Genomic DNA, 16812 nt, shown 5'->3' on the forward strand with positions numbered 1-16812 from the left:
ATATTACACCAGACGGGTTCATTCTCGCCGTGGCTGTGACAAAATAGCGTCTTTATCAGAAAACGTCTTAGCCAACCGGTGGAGAAAGCAATGCAGGATCGCAATTTTGATGATATTGCGGAAAAGTTTTCCCGTAACATTTACGGCACCACCAAAGGGCAGCTTCGACAGGCTATTCTGTGGCAGGATCTCGATCGCGTGCTGGCGGAAATGGGCCCGCAAAAACTGCGTGTGCTGGATGCTGGCGGTGGAGAAGGGCAGACCGCAATCAAAATGGCTGAGCGCGGGCATCAGGTCATTTTATGCGATCTTTCTGCGCAGATGATCGACCGCGCAAAACAGGCGGCAGAAGCAAAAGGTGTGAGCGACAACATGCAATTTATACATTGCGCCGCTCAGGATGTTGCTTCGCATTTGGAAACGCCCGTTGATCTGATATTGTTCCATGCGGTGCTCGAGTGGGTGGCCGATCCCCGCAGCGTATTACAGACCCTGTGGTCAGTGTTGCGTCCAGGCGGTGTGTTGTCGTTAATGTTCTACAATGCGCACGGCTTGCTGATGCATAACATGGTCGCCGGGAATTTTGATTACGTGCAGGCGGGAATGCCGAAAAAGAAAAAACGGACGCTTTCGCCAGATTATCCACGCGACCCGGCGCAGGTTTATCTGTGGCTGGAAGAAGCTGGTTGGCAAATTATGGGTAAGACAGGCGTTCGCGTGTTTCATGATTATCTGCGCGAGAAGCACCAGCAGCGCGACTGCTATGAAGCATTACTTGAATTAGAAACGCGTTATTGCCGTCAGGAACCGTATATTACCCTGGGGCGTTATATTCATGTCACCGCGCGCAAACCGCAGAGCAAGGATAAAGTATGAGTGAATTTTCCCAGACAGTCCCCGAACTGGTTGCCTGGGCCAGAAAAAATGACTTCTCCATCTCGCTGCCGGTAGACCGACTCTCTTTTCTGCTGGCGGTTGCCACGCTGAACGGCGAGCGTCTGGATGGTGAGATGAGTGAAGGCGAGCTGGTGGATGCATTCCGCCATGTGAGTGATGCGTTTGAGCAAACCAGCGAAACCATCGGCGTGCGCGCCAACAACGCGATCAACGACATGGTGCGTCAACGTCTGCTGAACCGCTTTACCAGCGAGCAGGCGGAAGGGAACGCAATTTACCGTCTGACGCCGCTCGGCATTGGCATCACTGACTATTACATTCGTCAGCGCGAGTTTTCTACGCTGCGCCTTTCTATGCAATTGTCGATTGTGGCGGGTGAGCTCAAACGCGCAGCAGATGCCGCCGAAGAGGGCGGTGATGAATTTCACTGGCACCGTAATGTTTATGCGCCACTGAAATATTCGGTAGCAGAAATTTTCGACAGTATCGACCTGACGCAACGTCTGATGGATGAACAGCAGCAGCAGGTGAAGGATGATATCGCCCAGTTGTTGAACAAAGACTGGCGGGCGGCGATTTCCAGCTGTGAATTGTTGCTTTCAGAAACTTCCGGCACGCTGCGTGAATTGCAGGATACGCTGGAAGCGGCAGGCGATAAATTGCAGGCCAACCTGTTACGCATTCAGGATGCGACGATGACCCATGACGATCTGCATTTTGTCGATCGTCTGGTATTCGATCTGCAGAGCAAACTTGACCGTATTATCAGCTGGGGCCAGCAATCCATCGATTTGTGGATTGGCTACGACCGCCACGTACACAAATTTATTCGTACTGCGATCGATATGGATAAAAACCGCGTCTTTGCTCAGCGGTTACGTCAGTCGGTACAAACCTATTTTGATGAGCCGTGGGCGCTAACTTATGCCAATGCCGATCGTCTGCTGGATATGCGTGACGAAGAGATGGCTCTGCGCGATGAAGAAGTGACAGGAGAACTTCCTGAGGATCTGGAGTACGAAGAGTTTAACGAGATCCGCGAACAGCTGGCGGCGATCATTGAAGAACAACTTGCCGTGTACAAAACCAGACAAGTGCCGCTGGATCTTGGTCTGGTGGTACGCGAATATCTGTCACAGTATCCGCGTGCACGTCACTTTGACGTTGCGCGCATTGTTATTGATCAGGCGGTACGTCTTGGCGTAGCGCAAGCAGATTTCACCGGACTGCCAGCGAAATGGCAGCCGATTAATGATTACGGAGCCAAGGTACAGGCGCATGTCATCGACAAATATTGAACAAGTGATGCCGGTTAAGCTGGCGCAGGCGCTGGCGAATCCGTTATTTCCGGCGCTGGACAGCGCCTTACGTTCAGGCCGCCATATTGGCCTCGACGAACTGGATAATCATGCATTCCTGATGGATTTTCAGGAATATCTGGAAGAGTTTTACGCGCGTTATAACGTTGAGCTTATTCGTGCACCGGAAGGGTTCTTCTATTTACGCCCACGTTCCACCACTCTTATCCCGCGTTCCGTCTTGTCGGAACTGGATATGATGGTCGGGAAAATCCTCTGTTATCTCTATCTCAGCCCGGAACGGCTGGCGAACGAGGGGATTTTCACCCAGCAGGAACTGTACGACGAACTGCTCACCCTGGCCGATGAAGCGAAACTGCTGAAACTGGTGAACAACCGTTCAACCGGTTCAGACGTTGACCGCCAGAAGTTGCAGGAAAAAGTACGTTCTTCGCTCAACCGTCTGCGTCGTTTGGGTATGGTGTGGTTTATGGGCCACGACAGCAGCAAGTTCCGCATTACCGAATCGGTGTTCCGCTTCGGAGCCGATGTGCGTGCTGGCGACGATCCCCGTGAAGCACAGCGTCGCCTGATTCGTGATGGCGAAGCAATGCCGATTGAAAATCATCTGCAACTCAACGATGAAACCGAAGAGAGTCAGCCAGATAGCGGAGAGGAAGAATAATGATTGAACGCGGTAAATTTCGCTCACTGACGCTGATTAACTGGAACGGCTTTTTTGCCCGAACTTTTGACCTCGATGAGCTGGTTACGACGCTCTCCGGCGGTAACGGGGCGGGTAAATCCACCACCATGGCGGCGTTCGTTACGGCGCTGATCCCCGACCTGACCCTGCTGCATTTCCGTAACACTACGGAAGCCGGGGCCACCAGCGGTTCGCGCGATAAAGGTCTGCACGGTAAGCTGAAAGCGGGTGTCTGTTATTCGATGCTCGACACCATTAACTCGCGCCACCAGCGTGTGGTGGTCGGTGTGCGTCTGCAACAGGTTGCCGGACGCGATCGTAAAGTCGATATCAAACCGTTTGCCATTCAGGGCCTGCCGATGTCGGTGCTGCCGACGCAGCTGGTGACCGAAACCCTCAACGAACGCCAGGCGCGTGTACTGCCGCTGAACGAGCTGAAAGACAAGCTCGAGGCGATGGAAGGCGTGCAGTTTAAGCAGTTCAACTCCATTACCGATTACCACTCGCTGATGTTCGATCTGGGCATCATCGCGCGTCGTCTGCGCTCAGCGTCTGACCGTAGCAAATTCTATCGTCTGATCGAAGCTTCGCTGTACGGCGGGATCTCCAGCGCCATTACGCGCTCTCTGCGCGACTACCTGTTGCCGGAAAACAGCGGCGTGCGGAAAGCGTTCCAGGACATGGAAGCGGCGCTGCGCGAAAACCGCATGACGCTGGAAGCGATTCGTGTCACCCAGTCGGACCGTGACCTGTTTAAGCATCTGATCAGCGAAGCCACCAACTACGTGGCGGCGGACTACATGCGTCACGCCAACGAGCGCCGTGTCCATCTCGACAAAGCCCTGGAATTTCGTCGCGAGCTACACACTTCGCGTCAGCAACTGGCGGCTGAGCAGTACAAACACGTCGATATGGCGCGTGAGCTGGCAGAGCACAACGGTGCCGAAGGCGATCTGGAAGCAGATTATCAGGCGGCCAGCGATCACCTGAACCTGGTGCAAACCGCACTGCGTCAGCAGGAGAAGATCGAACGTTACGAAGCGGATCTCGATGAGCTGCAGATCCGTCTGGAAGAGCAAAACGAAGTGGTGGCAGAAGCCATCGAACGCCAGGAAGAGAACGAGGCTCGTGCGGAAGCTGCCGAACTGGAAGTGGACGAGCTGAAAAGCCAGCTTGCTGACTATCAGCAGGCGCTGGACGTCCAGCAAACGCGCGCGATCCAGTATAACCAGGCGGTTGCTGCGCTTAATCGTGCCAAAGAACTGTGCCATCTGCCGGACTTAACCGCCGACAGCGCCGCCGAATGGCTGGAAACCTTCCAGGCGAAAGAGCTGGAAGCGACTGAAAAAATGCTCTCTCTTGAGCAGAAAATGAGCATGGCGCAAACCGCGCACAGCCAGTTTGAGCAGGCTTATCAGCTGGTGGTGGCAATCAACGGCCCGCTGGCGCGTAACGAGGCGTGGGATGTCGCTCGCGAACTGCTGCGCGAAGGGGTCGATCAGCGTCACCTGGCAGAGCAGGTTCAACCGTTGCGGATGCGCTTAAGCGAACTGGAACAGCGTCTGCGCGAGCAGCAAGAAGCCGAACGCCTGCTGGCAGATTTCTGCAAACGTCAGGGCAAGAATTTTGATATTGATGAACTGGAAGCTCTGCATCAGGAGCTGGAAGCGCGCATTGCCTCTCTTTCCGATAGCGTGTCTAACGCCCGCGAAGAGCGTATGGCACTGCGTCAGGAGCAGGAACAGCTGCAGTCTCGCATTCAGAGTTTGATGCAGCGTGCGCCGGTTTGGCTGGCTGCGCAAAACAGTCTCAACCAGTTGAGCGAACAGTGCGGCGAAGAGTTCTCCTCCAGCCAGGACGTCACCGAATATCTGCAACAGTTGCTGGAGCGTGAGCGCGAGGCGATTGTTGAACGCGATGAAGTAGGCGCGCGCAAAAACGCCGTCGATGAAGAGATCGAACGTTTAAGCCAGCCAGGTGGTTCTGAAGACCAGCGTTTGAATGCGCTGGCGGAGCGTTTTGGCGGCGTGCTGCTGTCAGAAATTTATGACGACGTTAGCCTGGAAGATGCGCCGTACTTCTCGGCGCTGTATGGCCCGTCACGCCACGCCATTGTGGTGCCAGATCTGTCACAGGTAACCGAACACCTGGAAGGCTTGACCGATTGCCCGGAAGATCTCTATCTGATCGAAGGGGATCCGCAGTCATTCGATGACAGCGTGTTCAGCGTTGATGAGCTGGAAAAAGCGGTGGTGGTGAAAATCGCCGATCGTCAGTGGCGTTATTCACGTTTCCCGGAAGTGCCGCTGTTTGGTCGTGCTGCGCGTGAAAGCCGTATTGAAAGCCTCCATGCCGAGCGTGAAGTGCTTTCCGAACGCTTCGCCACGCTCTCCTTTGATGTACAGAAAACCCAGCGTCTGCATCAGGCGTTCAGCCGCTTTATCGGTAGTCATCTGGCGGTGGCGTTTGAGTCTGACCCGGAAGCAGAAATCCGTCAACTGAACAGCCGTCGCGTCGAACTGGAGCGGGCGCTGAGTAATCATGAAAATGATAACCAGCAGCAGCGTATTCAATTTGAGCAGGCGAAAGAGGGCGTTACGGCGCTGAACCGCATTCTGCCGCGTCTCAACCTGTTGGCTGATGACAGCCTGGCAGATCGCGTCGATGAAATCCGCGAACGTCTGGATGAAGCCCAGGAAGCCGCGCGTTTTGTTCAGCAGTTCGGTAATCAACTGGCGAAACTGGAACCGATCGTTTCGGTATTGCAGAGTGACCCGGAACAGTTCGAACAGTTAAAAGAAGATTACGCGTACTCTCAGCAGATGCAGCGCGATGCCCGTCAGCAGGCGTTTGCCCTGACGGAAGTGGTGCAGCGTCGTGCGCACTTTAGCTACTCTGACTCGGCAGAAATGCTTAGCGGTAACAGCGATCTCAACGAAAAACTGCGTGAACGTCTGGAACAGGCGGAAGCGGAGCGTACCCGCGCGCGTGAAGCGTTGCGCGGACACGCAGCGCAGTTGAGTCAGTACAACCAGGTGCTGGCTTCGCTGAAAAGTTCTTACGACACCAAAAAAGAGCTACTCAATGATCTGCAACGTGAATTGCAGGATATCGGCGTGCGAGCTGATAGCGGGGCAGAAGAGCGGGCGCGTATTCGCCGTGACGAGCTGCACGCGCAACTGAGCAATAACCGTTCGCGCCGCAATCAACTGGAAAAAGCGCTCACCTTCTGCGAAGCGGAGATGGACAACCTGACCCGCAAACTGCGCAAGCTGGAGCGGGATTACTTTGAGATGCGCGAGCAGGTAGTGACCGCCAAAGCGGGCTGGTGTGCGGTGATGCGCATGGTGAAAGATAACGGCGTTGAGCGCCGCTTACACCGTCGTGAGCTGGCTTATCTCTCCGCTGATGATTTGCGTTCCATGTCGGATAAGGCGTTAGGTGCGCTGCGTCTGGCGGTGGCGGATAACGAACATCTGCGCGACGTGCTGCGCATGTCGGAAGATCCGAAACGTCCGGAGCGTAAAATTCAGTTCTTCGTGGCGGTTTATCAGCATCTGCGTGAACGTATTCGTCAGGATATTATTCGTACCGATGATCCGGTGGAAGCTATCGAACAGATGGAGATCGAACTTAGCCGTCTGACCGAAGAATTAACCTCCCGTGAACAGAAACTGGCGATCAGTTCCCGCAGCGTGGCGAACATCATTCGCAAAACCATTCAGCGCGAGCAGAACCGTATCCGTATGCTCAACCAGGGGTTGCAGAACGTATCGTTTGGTCAGGTGAACAGCGTGCGCCTCAACGTGAACGTGCGTGAAACGCACGCCATGCTGCTGGATGTGCTCTCTGAACAGCATGAGCAGCATCAGGATCTGTTTAACAGCAACCGTCTGACCTTCTCGGAAGCGCTGGCGAAATTGTATCAGCGTCTTAATCCGCAGATTGATATGGGGCAGCGCACGCCGCAGACCATTGGCGAAGAACTGCTGGATTACCGCAACTATCTGGAAATGGAAGTTGAGGTTAACCGTGGTTCCGATGGCTGGTTGCGCGCAGAGTCTGGTGCATTGTCGACCGGTGAGGCGATTGGTACCGGTATGTCGATTCTGGTGATGGTGGTACAAAGCTGGGAAGATGAATCTCGCCGCCTGCGCGGTAAAGATATCTCTCCTTGCCGCCTGTTGTTCCTCGATGAAGCCGCGCGACTGGACGCCCGTTCTATCGCCACGCTGTTTGAATTGTGTGAACGTTTGCAAATGCAGCTCATCATCGCAGCGCCGGAAAATATCAGTCCGGAAAAAGGCACCACCTATAAACTGGTACGTAAAGTCTTCCAGAATACCGAACACGTTCACGTCGTCGGCCTGCGAGGATTTGCGCCGCAACTCCCTGAAACGCTTCCAGGAAGTGACGAAGCGCCTTCCCAGGCGAGTTAAAATGAAGGCGGCAGCAATGCCGCCTTTTCTTTTTCCGAAAACTCCGTTTCTGCACTAAAAAAGTGGCACATTACGGCGCGCTTTTCTTTAAACTTCTTTACATTAGGTTATGTAAAAACGTATCGGCGTTTATATACTGAAGATAAGCCTGATGAGTAACAGGCTTGCTCGTCATACTTTCGTGAGTATTGGCGTTGTACAGGCAAGTCGTAAAATAACAGCCTGGCTATTCAGAGTATGATAAAAACAGGGGGCAAGGGATGTTGCTTAATATGATGTGTGGTCGTCGGCTGTCGGCAATCAGTTTGTGCCTGGCCGTAACATTCGCTCCACTGTTCAATGCGCAGGCCGATGAGCCTGAAGTAATCCCTGGCGACAGCCCGGTGGCTGTCAGTGAACAGGGCGAGGCACTGCCGCAGGCGCAAGCCACGGCAATAATGGCGGGGATCCAGCCATTGCCTGAAGGTGCGGCAGAAAAAGCCCGCACGCAAATCGAATCTCAATTACCCGCAGGTTACAAGCCGGTTTATCTTAACCAGCTTCAACTGTTGTATGCCGCACGCGATATGCAACCCATGTGGGAAAACCGTGATGCTGTTAAAGCCTTCCAGCAACAGCTGGCCGAGGTGGCGATTGCCGGTTTCCAGCCGCAGTTTAATAAATGGGTAGAGTTACTGACCGATCCTGGTGTTAACGGGATGGCACGCGACGTCGTGCTCTCTGATGCGATGATGGGCTATCTCCATTTCATTGCAAATATTCCAGTCAAAGGCACTCGCTGGCTATATAGCAGTAAACCTTATGCGCTTGCAACGCCGCCGCTTTCGGTGATTAACCAATGGCAGCTGGCGCTGGATAAAGGTCAATTGCCGACGTTTGTTGCAGGACTGGCACCGCAGCATCCGCAATATGCGGCGATGCATGAATCGTTACTGGCCTTACTCAGTGACACCAAACCGTGGCCTCAACTGACCGGTAAAGCAACGTTGCGCCCAGGGCAGTGGAGTAACGACGTACCGGCGTTGCGCGAAATATTGCAACGCACAGGCATGTTGGACGGGGGGCCGAAAATTACTCTACCTGGCGATGACACGCCAACTGACACGGTAGTCAGCCCATCCGCTGTTACTGTTGAAACAGCAGAAACTAAGCCGATGGACAAGCAAACGACGTCTCGTAGTAAACCTGCGCCTGCCGTTCGTGCCGCCTACGATAATGAACTGGTGGAAGCCGTTAAACGTTTTCAGGCATGGCAAGGATTGGGAGCAGATGGCGCTATTGGCCCGGCAACGCGTGACTGGTTAAACGTAACGCCCGCCCAGCGTGCTGGCGTGTTGGCACTCAACATCCAGCGATTGCGCTTGCTGCCAACAGAGCTTTCTACCGGGATCATGGTTAACATTCCGGCCTATTCGCTGGTCTACTATCAGAACGGCAATCAGGTGCTGGATTCGCGAGTCATTGTCGGTCGCCCCGATCGCAAAACGCCGATGATGAGCAGTGCACTTAACAACGTAGTGGTAAACCCGCCGTGGAACGTACCACCAACTCTGGCACGCAAAGATATTCTGCCGAAAGTGCGCAACGATCCGGGATATCTCGAAAGCCATGGCTATACGGTGATGCGCGGCTGGAACAGCAGAGAAGCGATTGACCCATGGCAGGTTGACTGGTCTACAATCACGGCCTCGAATTTACCGTTTCGCTTCCAGCAGGCTCCAGGCCCACGGAACTCGCTGGGGCGCTATAAATTCAATATGCCGAGTTCAGAGGCCATTTATTTGCATGACACGCCGAACCACAATCTGTTCAAGCGTGATACACGCGCATTGAGCTCAGGCTGTGTACGAGTGAATAAAGCTTCTGATCTGGCGAATATGCTGTTGCAGGATGCAGGATGGAATGACAAACGTATTTCTGATGCGCTGAAGCAGGGCGATACGCGTTACGTCAATATTCGGCAGTCGATTCCGGTGAATCTCTACTACCTGACTGCCTTTGTTGGTGCAGATGGTCGTACCCAGTATCGTACAGATATTTACAATTATGATCTGCCTGCGCGATCCAGCTCGCAAATCGTATCGAAAGCGGAACAATTAATCAGGTAAATGAAGCAGTTCGGGGAAATCAGTTGTCGTAATAATTAGCATGATCGGGGGCGATTCTCTGCAGCCCCCGTCACTGCTGGGGTTGAGTCATCTTGACGTCAGCTTTACTGACGGTTAAGGTGCCTCTTGTGCGCCAGAAGTGCATATAAACGATAACATTGACCTGTAGACTTGATTATCATGGACAAATTCGACGCTAATCGCCGCAAACTGCTGGCGCTTGGTGGCGTTGCACTCGGTGCCGCCATCCTGCCGACCCCTGCGTTTGCAACACTCTCTACCCCACGCCCGCGCATTTTGACACTCAATAATCTTCATACCGGAGAGTCAATCAAAGCGGAGTTTTTCGATGGCAGAGGCTATATTCAGGAAGAATTGGCAAAACTTAACCATTTTTTCCGCGATTACCGCGCGAACAAAATAAAGTCCATCGACCCAGGATTATTCGATCAGTTGTATCGCCTGCAAGGGTTATTAGGTACCCGCAAACCGGTGCAACTCATTTCCGGTTATCGTTCCATTGATACCAACAATGAACTACGCGCCCGCAGCCGTGGAGTAGCGAAGAAAAGCTATCACACGAAAGGGCAGGCGATGGATTTCCATATTGAAGGTATCGCGTTAAGCAATATTCGCAAAGCCGCGTTATCTATGCGCGCAGGTGGTGTAGGATATTACCCACGTAGTAACTTTGTGCATATTGATACCGGGCCAGCACGGCACTGGTAGCAATTGCTTAACGAAACAGGGGCAGTATGAACTATCGTATTATTCCGGTCACCGCATTCTCCCAGAACTGTTCATTGATCTGGTGTGAACAAACCCGCTTGGCCGCACTGGTCGATCCTGGCGGCGATGCGGAAAAAATCAAACAGGAAGTTGACGCCAGCGGCCTGACACTGATGCAGATCCTGCTGACGCATGGTCATCTGGACCACGTTGGTGCAGCGGCGGAACTGGCGCAACATTACGGCGTGCCGGTTTTTGGCCCGGAAAAAGAAGATGAGTTCTGGCTGCAAGGCTTGCCTGCGCAAAGTCGTATGTTTGGTCTGGAAGAGTGCCAGCCGCTGACGCCGGATCGTTGGCTGAACGAAGGCGATACCATCAGCATAGGGAATGTGGCTTTACAGGTGTTACATTGCCCTGGGCATACGCCGGGTCATGTCGTGTTTTTTGATGATCGGGCAAAGCTGCTGATTTCTGGCGACGTTATTTTCAAAGGCGGAGTAGGGCGCAGTGACTTCCCGCGTGGCGATCATAATCAACTGATTTCTTCAATCAAAGATAAGTTGCTGCCACTGGGGGATGACGTGACATTTATTCCGGGTCACGGACCATTATCCACACTTGGTTATGAGCGTCTGCATAATCCCTTCCTGCAAGACGAAATGCCCGTCTGGTAAAGGCGCATAAAAAAGCCCGCTTTTTAAGCGGGCTTCATTGTTTTTAACGCTTACAGCACTGCCACAATCGCTTCGCACAGCGGAGCCATGTTATCTGGTGTCATCCCGGCTACGTTCACACGACCAGAAGCAACAGCATACACGCCAAACTCTTCGCGCAGACGCAGCACTTGTTCTTTTGTCAGACCACTGAAGGAGAACATGCCGTTCTGTTTGATGATAAAGCTGAAGTCGCGGTTTGCGCCTTTTTCCTGCAGCGTATTGACGAACAACTGACGCATACGCTGAATACGCTGGCGCATATCAGTCAGCTCTTGTTCCCAAATCGCACGTAACGCATCGTTGCTCAGGATGGTGGCAACAACAGAAGCGCCGTGTGCTGGTGGGTTAGAGTAGTTAGCGCGAATCGCCGCTTTCATTTGGCTGAATGCGCGATCAACGGTTTCACTGTCAGCAGCAACCAGAGTACAAGCGCCAACACGCTCGTTGTACAGGCCAAAGTTTTTAGAGTAGGAACTGGCAACAATCAGCTCTTTATGCATAGCCGCGAAAGCGCGCAGTCCTTCAGCATCTTCTTCCAGACCACGGGCAAACCCCTGGTAAGCGAAGTCAAACAGCGGTAACCAGCCTTTCTCAACGGAAAGTTGTGCCAGTGTCTGCCATTGTTCCAGCGTAGGGTCGATACCGGTTGGGTTATGGCAGCAGCCATGGAACAGCACTACGTCGCCAGCCTGAGCTTCGTTCAGGCTGTTAATCAGTGCATCGAAGTCAAGGGTGTGATTTTCCGCATCATAATAAGCGTATTCACGAACTTCCAGACCTGCAGAGTTAAAGACGCTCTTATGGTTCGGCCAGCTTGGGTTGCTCACCCACACACGCTTAACGCTGGTATTTTTTGCCAGGAAATCGGCAGCCACGCGTAGTGCGCCAGTGCCACCCGGAGTCTGTGCCGTGCGAGCACGTTTGTCATTGATCAGGGCGCTACCTTTACCAAACAGCAGTTCCTGAGTGCAGCGACCAAATTCAGGGATGCCGTCAATGCCGAGGTAATTTTTGGTGGTTTCATTTTCGAGCAGATACTGTTCAGCTTTTTTCACGCTGGTCAGTACCGGGGTTTTGCCCGTCTCATCTTTATAGACACCAATCCCGAGGTTAATTTTGCCGGGACGTTCATCGGCACGAAACAGATCGGCCAGGCCCAGAATCGGGTCGGCAGGAGCGGCGGTAATGTTCTCAAACATGACGAGGTTCCATTATGGTTACAGAAGGGAAGTCCGCTATCAGGGTAACGGGAGATTTACAAAATTCCAACTATTACTGATGAAAACGCAGGCTGTTTTTGCAAGACGTGAGATTGCTCTGGAAGGCATAAAAAAAACAGGACCAAAGTCCTGTTTTTTCGGCATTTAACAAAGAGGTGTGCTATTAGAACTGGTAAACGATACCCACAGCTACGGTGTCGTCAGAACCTACGCCCAGTTTGTTGTCAGAATCGATCTGGTTGATGATGTAGTCAACATAGGTGGACATGTTTTTGTTGAAGTAGTAGGTTGCGCCCACTTCAAAGTAGTTCACCAGATCAACATCACCGATACCTTCTACGTCTTTCGCTTTAGATTTGGTGTAAGCGATGGACGGACGCAGACCGAAATCGAACTGGTATTGCGCAACTAACAGAACGTCTTGCGTTTTGTTGGCGAAGCCGCTGATGTTTGTAAATTTATTAGTGATCGGCGTAGCGTTACGGGTTTCACCGTAGTTCGCTGCCAGGTAGATGTTGTTCGCGTCATACTTCAGACCAGTAGCCCACTGTTCAGCTTTTTTACCGTTGCCAAGAGGTTGGGCTTCTTGCAGGTTGGTACGGTCAGCGGCGCCATAAGCACCAACGATACCAAAGCCTTCGTATTCGTAGCTGATAGAACCGCCAACACCGTCGCCGTTAGAGCGGCGTGCAGTGTCACGCTCGTTTTTACCCAGGTACTGAACAGCGAAGTTCAGGCCATCAACCAGACCAAAGAAGTTGGAGTTACGATAGGTAGCAACGCCGCCAACACGACCAACGAAGAAGTCATCGCTGTATGCAGTATCACCACCAAATTCTGGCAGCATATCGGTGTAACCCAGTGCGTCATAAACCACACCGTAGTTACGGCCGTAATCGAAAGAACCAACGTCAGCGTATTTAAGACCCGCGAATGCCAGACGCGTTTTGTTACCAGTTTGAGCGTCAGCGCCTTCAGAGTTGTTACCCTGGAAGTTATATTCCCACTGACCATAACCGGTCAGATCGGAATTGATTTGAGTTTCCCCTTTAAAACCAAGACGGGCATAGGTCATGTCGCCATTGCCACCGTAACTGTTTTCACCGTTACCCTTGGAGAAATAATGCAGACCGACAGCTTTACCGTACAGATCTACTTTGTTGCCATCTTTGTTATAGATTTCTGCAGCGTTTGCAGTACCTGCTACTAACAGAGCAGGGACGATCACTGCCAGAATATTGCGCTTCATCATTATTTATTACCCTCATGGTTTTTTTTATGACACCTGCCACTGCCGTCAATAAGTTCTGTCAATAAAAATTTACGGAACTATTGATGAGAGTTTGGTGTCTTTATGTGTCTGCAGGCATCTTTCCATTCAAACTAACGTTTCGCTACCGTGAAAGTGCTACAAAGATAAAGATTTGGTTTCAAAAAGAAAAAATATGTAACCAAAAGTAAAAATTAAGGAACGTTGTGAACACCGTCATATTTCCATAGAGGCGTGATGATATTTACAGCAATTTTTATCTATTTATATGATTTCCTTATATTTAAATTAACTAAACGGAAATTTTGTTTCTGATGGAAACTTTATCGACCTGGCACAAAATCCTCTTTCAGACATCCAGAATGCCAAAAAATAGTATGAAAATTGTGCTATCAGCTAAGAAAAAACTAATCCGCAATAAGAATGCGGGTTATTTTTTGTGCGTAAATGTTGCAATGTAATATTCCGTAACAGGATGATCGTTATGGCGGGGTTGCAAATAGATTGCTTGACTTAACAAACAGATAACTTGACAGAAAGGATAAAAAAAGAGCCAGCGGGTGCTGGCTCTTGAAGACGCTAAATTAGAAGCTGGCGTTACGCGGAGTACGTGGGAACGGAATCACATCACGCACGTTTTGCACACCAGTTACGTAAGCAATCAGGCGTTCAAAACCAAGACCGAAACCGGAATGCGGAACAGTACCGTAGCGACGCAGATCGCGATACCACCAGTAATCTTCTTTATTCAGGCCCATTTCCAGCATACGCTCGTCCAGCACGTCCAGACGTTCTTCACGCTGGGAGCCACCAATGATCTCACCGATGCCCGGAGCCAGAACGTCCATAGCCGCAACGGTTTTACCGTCTTCGTTAAGGCGCATATAGAACGCTTTAATATCTTTCGGATAGTTTTTAACCACTACCGGTGCTTTAAAGTGTTCTTCCGCCAGATAACGCTCATGCTCAGAAGAGAGATCAACGCCCCAGTAAACTGGGTTTTCAAACTTCCTGCCGCAGTTTTCGAGAATAGTCACTGCGTCGGTGTAATCCACCTGCGCAAAATCGGCTTCAATGAAGCGTTCCAGACGTGAAACGGCATCTTTATCTACGCGTTCAGCGAAGAATTTCATGTCGTCAGCGCGTTCTTCGAGAACCGCTTTGAAGACATATTTCAGCATGGCTTCAGCCAGACCCGCGATATCGTTCAGGTTAGCAAACGCCACTTCCGGCTCCAGCATCCAGAATTCCGCCAGGTGACGGCTGGTGTTGGAGTTTTCAGCACGGAAAGTCGGGCCGAAGGTATAAATTTTGGACAATGCGCAAGCGTAGGTTTCGCCGTTCAACTGGCCAGATACGGTCAGGAAAGACTCTTTACCAAAGAAGTCTTTGTCGAAATCCACTTTGCCCTGATCGTTACGCGGCAGGTTTTCCAGATCCAGCGTAGAAACGCGGAACATTTCGCCAGCCCCTTCGGTATCAGACGCAGTAATCAGTGGCGTTGAAACCCAGAAGAATCCCTGCTCGTTAAAGAAGCGATGCAGCGCCTGCGCCAGCGTATGGCGAACGCGCGCGACGGCACCAATCAGGTTTGTGCGCGGACGCAGGTGAGCGACTTCACGCAGATACTCAATGCTGTGGCGTTTTGCCGCCATCGGGTAAGTGTCTGGATCTTCAACCCAACCAGCAACTTCAACCTTGCTGGCCTGAATTTCAAATTGTTGCCCCTGGCCCGGCGATGCCACGACTTTACCCGTCACAATGACCGAGCAACCGGTGGTCAGACGCAGGACGTCTTCATTGTAATTGGGCAGAGAATTATTGATGACAGCCTGTACAGGATCAAAGCAGGAACCGTCATAAACGGCGAGGAAGGAGATGCCAGCTTTTGAATCTCGGCGGGTACGTACCCATCCGCGCACGGTGACTTCGCTGTCAACGGCTACGCGGCCCTGGAGTACGTCGGCTACAGGCACAACGCTCATAATATTCTCTCTGTTAATAGTCGGAAAAAATAAACACTTGTCCACCCGTAAATGGGGGGATACCTATGTTACCTGGCATCTGCAATCAGACAAGCAGAATTCGCAAATGCAGCGAAAGATTTCGGAATTAAAGGTAAAAAAAGGGAGCCGATTAGCTCCCTGATGATATTAACTGGCTTTTTTAATATGCGGAAGGTCGAACGCTTTGCGCAGCGCCCGAACAAACGCTTTATCGTGGCAGATAGTTTTGCCAGGGCTGTCAGAAAGTTTCGCCACCGGTTTACCGTTACACTCTACCAACTTAATGACAATATTCAGGGGTTTTACCTGGGGGATATCGCAGGTCAGGCGAGTCCCAATACCAAAACTTAATTGCACGCGGGAAGAGAAGTGGCGGTATAGCTCAACCGCTTTGCGTAAATCCAGATTGTCAGAGAAAACCAGCGTTTTACTCTGTGGATCAATTCCCAGCTTCTCATAATGTGCAATGGCTTTTTCACCCCATTCAACCGGGTCGCCGGAGTCATGACGCAGGCCCTGATAGCGACTGGCGAACTCGACACCGAAATCACGCAGGAAAGCATCCATAGTGATGCAGTCGGTTAATGCAATGCCAAGTTGGTCGGGATATTCTTCCAGCCAGGCAGCAAGTGCAGCTCGCTGGCTGTTGGCAAGATCCGGACTGATTTGCTGATGCGCCTGGAACCATTCGTGTGCTTGTGTTCCCATTGGCGTGAGGGAAAGCCGACGCGCCAGATCGTAGTTGCTGGTGCCCACGAACCAGGATTCCTGTTGCAGACGTTTCACGATGGTTTCTTGTACTTCACGAGAAAAACGTCGGCGGGTGCCAAAATCCATCAGATGGAAGCGCGACATATCAAGACCGGCGGTTAATGCCGAGAAATCGGCTAATTTGCTTTCCAGCGTGTCGAGGGCTTGCGCAACGTCGGCCTGCGGTGAGCGATAGCGATGTACCATTTCACTGATAACCGCCAGCAAAGGAACTTCCCAGAGGATGACTTCACGCCACGGGCCGCTTAAACGAATATCCAGCTTGCCATTATCGTTGGACACGGTGACTTGTTCCGGGTTAAAGCGGAACTCGCGTAGCCAGTTAAGATAGTCGGCCTTAAAGAAAGGCAGGGCTGAGAGCCATTGATATTCATCATCCTGCAGGCGCAGGTGCTGCATCGCCTGAACCTGTTCACGAATAGCATCGGCATAAATACCCAGCAGATCGTCACCTCGGCAACGAAACTCCGCCGCGACATGCACATCGTAATAGTGATGAAACACGGCTTGCTGCATATGCAACTTATAAGCATCTGTATCCAGCAACGAGTGCAGAACAGGAGAAGCGAATTGTGTCATAGGTGCGCAGTAGCGTCCTCGTACAGGAGCGTTTAGTACAATAAACATCTTCAGGAACTGCTGGAGTATACCT

The 16812-nt window shown here is 51.8% G+C and carries 11 protein-coding genes; 7 read left to right on the top strand and 4 right to left on the bottom strand.

The annotated features are described in order from the left end of the window. Positions 1–90 precede the first annotated feature (90 nt). The 7 genes from cmoM (at position 91) to gloC (ending at position 10851) form a co-directional block, all read left to right on the top strand. Complete coding sequence (cmoM, locus tag ACJHYR_RS06915; RefSeq protein ID WP_001298300.1) at positions 91–876, top strand: tRNA uridine 5-oxyacetic acid(34) methyltransferase CmoM; 786 nt, start codon at positions 91–93, stop codon at positions 874–876. After that, a complete protein-coding gene (gene mukF / locus ACJHYR_RS06920; protein ID WP_001288850.1) occupies positions 873–2195 on the top strand; it encodes a chromosome partition protein MukF in 1323 nt (440 codons plus the stop codon). The genes cmoM and mukF overlap by 4 nt, the downstream gene beginning before the upstream one ends. Beyond that, positions 2176–2880 (top strand): chromosome partition protein MukE, encoded by a 705-nt coding sequence (gene mukE, locus ACJHYR_RS06925; protein ID WP_001295931.1) that lies wholly within the window; start codon positions 2176–2178, stop codon positions 2878–2880. The genes mukF and mukE overlap by 20 nt, the downstream gene beginning before the upstream one ends. Then, complete coding sequence (gene mukB, locus ACJHYR_RS06930; RefSeq protein ID WP_000572624.1) at positions 2880–7340, top strand: chromosome partition protein MukB; 4461 nt, start codon at positions 2880–2882, stop codon at positions 7338–7340. Before mukE ends, mukB begins: the two co-directional genes overlap by 1 nt. Before the next feature lie 260 nt (positions 7341–7600). Then, positions 7601–9448, top strand: a complete 1848-nt coding sequence (ldtD, locus tag ACJHYR_RS06935; RefSeq protein WP_000926003.1) for a L,D-transpeptidase — start codon at positions 7601–7603, stop codon at positions 9446–9448. 180 nt (positions 9449–9628) lie between these two features. Next, the gene (locus ACJHYR_RS06940) at positions 9629–10177 is read left to right on the top strand and encodes a YcbK family protein (RefSeq protein ID WP_001295932.1); all 549 of its coding nucleotides are present in this window, start codon (positions 9629–9631) and stop codon (positions 10175–10177) included. A gap of 26 nt (positions 10178–10203) precedes the next feature. After that, positions 10204–10851, top strand: a complete 648-nt coding sequence (gloC, locus tag ACJHYR_RS06945; RefSeq protein WP_001109449.1) for a hydroxyacylglutathione hydrolase GloC — start codon at positions 10204–10206, stop codon at positions 10849–10851. A 50-nt stretch (positions 10852–10901) separates the two neighbouring features. Here the strand turns inward: gloC and aspC are convergent, their stop codons facing one another. The 4 genes from aspC to pncB all read right to left on the bottom strand — a co-directional run bounded on the left by aspC (position 10902) and on the right by pncB (position 16739). After that, entirely contained in the window at positions 10902–12092 is a 1191-nt protein-coding gene (aspC, locus tag ACJHYR_RS06950; RefSeq protein ID WP_000462687.1) for an aspartate transaminase, read from the bottom strand. A 184-nt stretch (positions 12093–12276) separates the two neighbouring features. Then, positions 12277–13365 carry a porin OmpF gene (gene ompF, locus ACJHYR_RS06955; RefSeq protein ID WP_000977917.1) on the bottom strand — a complete coding sequence of 363 codons (1089 nt, stop codon included), beginning with the start codon at positions 13363–13365 and terminating at the stop codon, positions 12277–12279. 602 nt (positions 13366–13967) lie between these two features. Continuing rightward, positions 13968–15368, bottom strand: coding sequence for an asparagine--tRNA ligase (gene asnS / locus ACJHYR_RS06960; protein WP_000117881.1), 1401 nt, complete (start codon positions 15366–15368; stop codon positions 13968–13970). Between the two features lie 168 nt (positions 15369–15536). Next, complete coding sequence (pncB, locus tag ACJHYR_RS06965; RefSeq protein ID WP_001305916.1) at positions 15537–16739, bottom strand: nicotinate phosphoribosyltransferase; 1203 nt, start codon at positions 16737–16739, stop codon at positions 15537–15539. Positions 16740–16812 lie beyond the last annotated feature (73 nt).

Source organism: Escherichia sp. WS1450 (genome assembly GCF_046487395.1).
GTDB lineage: Bacteria > Pseudomonadota > Gammaproteobacteria > Enterobacterales > Enterobacteriaceae > Escherichia > Escherichia coli.

Bases quoted from the DNA above. Each gene is read 5' to 3' on its own strand.
- mukE (WP_001295931.1), top strand. From the start codon at position 2,176: ATGTCATCGACAAATATTGAACAAGTGATGCCGGTTAAGCTGGCGCAG.
- cmoM (WP_001298300.1), top strand. From the start codon at position 91: ATGCAGGATCGCAATTTTGATGATATTGCGGAAAAGTTTTCCCGTAAC.
- ACJHYR_RS06940 (WP_001295932.1), top strand. From the start codon at position 9,629: ATGGACAAATTCGACGCTAATCGCCGCAAACTGCTGGCGCTTGGTGGC.
- mukF (WP_001288850.1), top strand. From the start codon at position 873: ATGAGTGAATTTTCCCAGACAGTCCCCGAACTGGTTGCCTGGGCCAGA.
- pncB (WP_001305916.1), bottom strand. From the start codon at position 16,739: ATGACACAATTCGCTTCTCCTGTTCTGCACTCGTTGCTGGATACAGAT.
- ldtD (WP_000926003.1), top strand. From the start codon at position 7,601: ATGTTGCTTAATATGATGTGTGGTCGTCGGCTGTCGGCAATCAGTTTG.
- ompF (WP_000977917.1), bottom strand. From the start codon at position 13,365: ATGATGAAGCGCAATATTCTGGCAGTGATCGTCCCTGCTCTGTTAGTA.
- asnS (WP_000117881.1), bottom strand. From the start codon at position 15,368: ATGAGCGTTGTGCCTGTAGCCGACGTACTCCAGGGCCGCGTAGCCGTT.
- aspC (WP_000462687.1), bottom strand. From the start codon at position 12,092: ATGTTTGAGAACATTACCGCCGCTCCTGCCGACCCGATTCTGGGCCTG.
- mukB (WP_000572624.1), top strand. From the start codon at position 2,880: ATGATTGAACGCGGTAAATTTCGCTCACTGACGCTGATTAACTGGAAC.
- gloC (WP_001109449.1), top strand. From the start codon at position 10,204: ATGAACTATCGTATTATTCCGGTCACCGCATTCTCCCAGAACTGTTCA.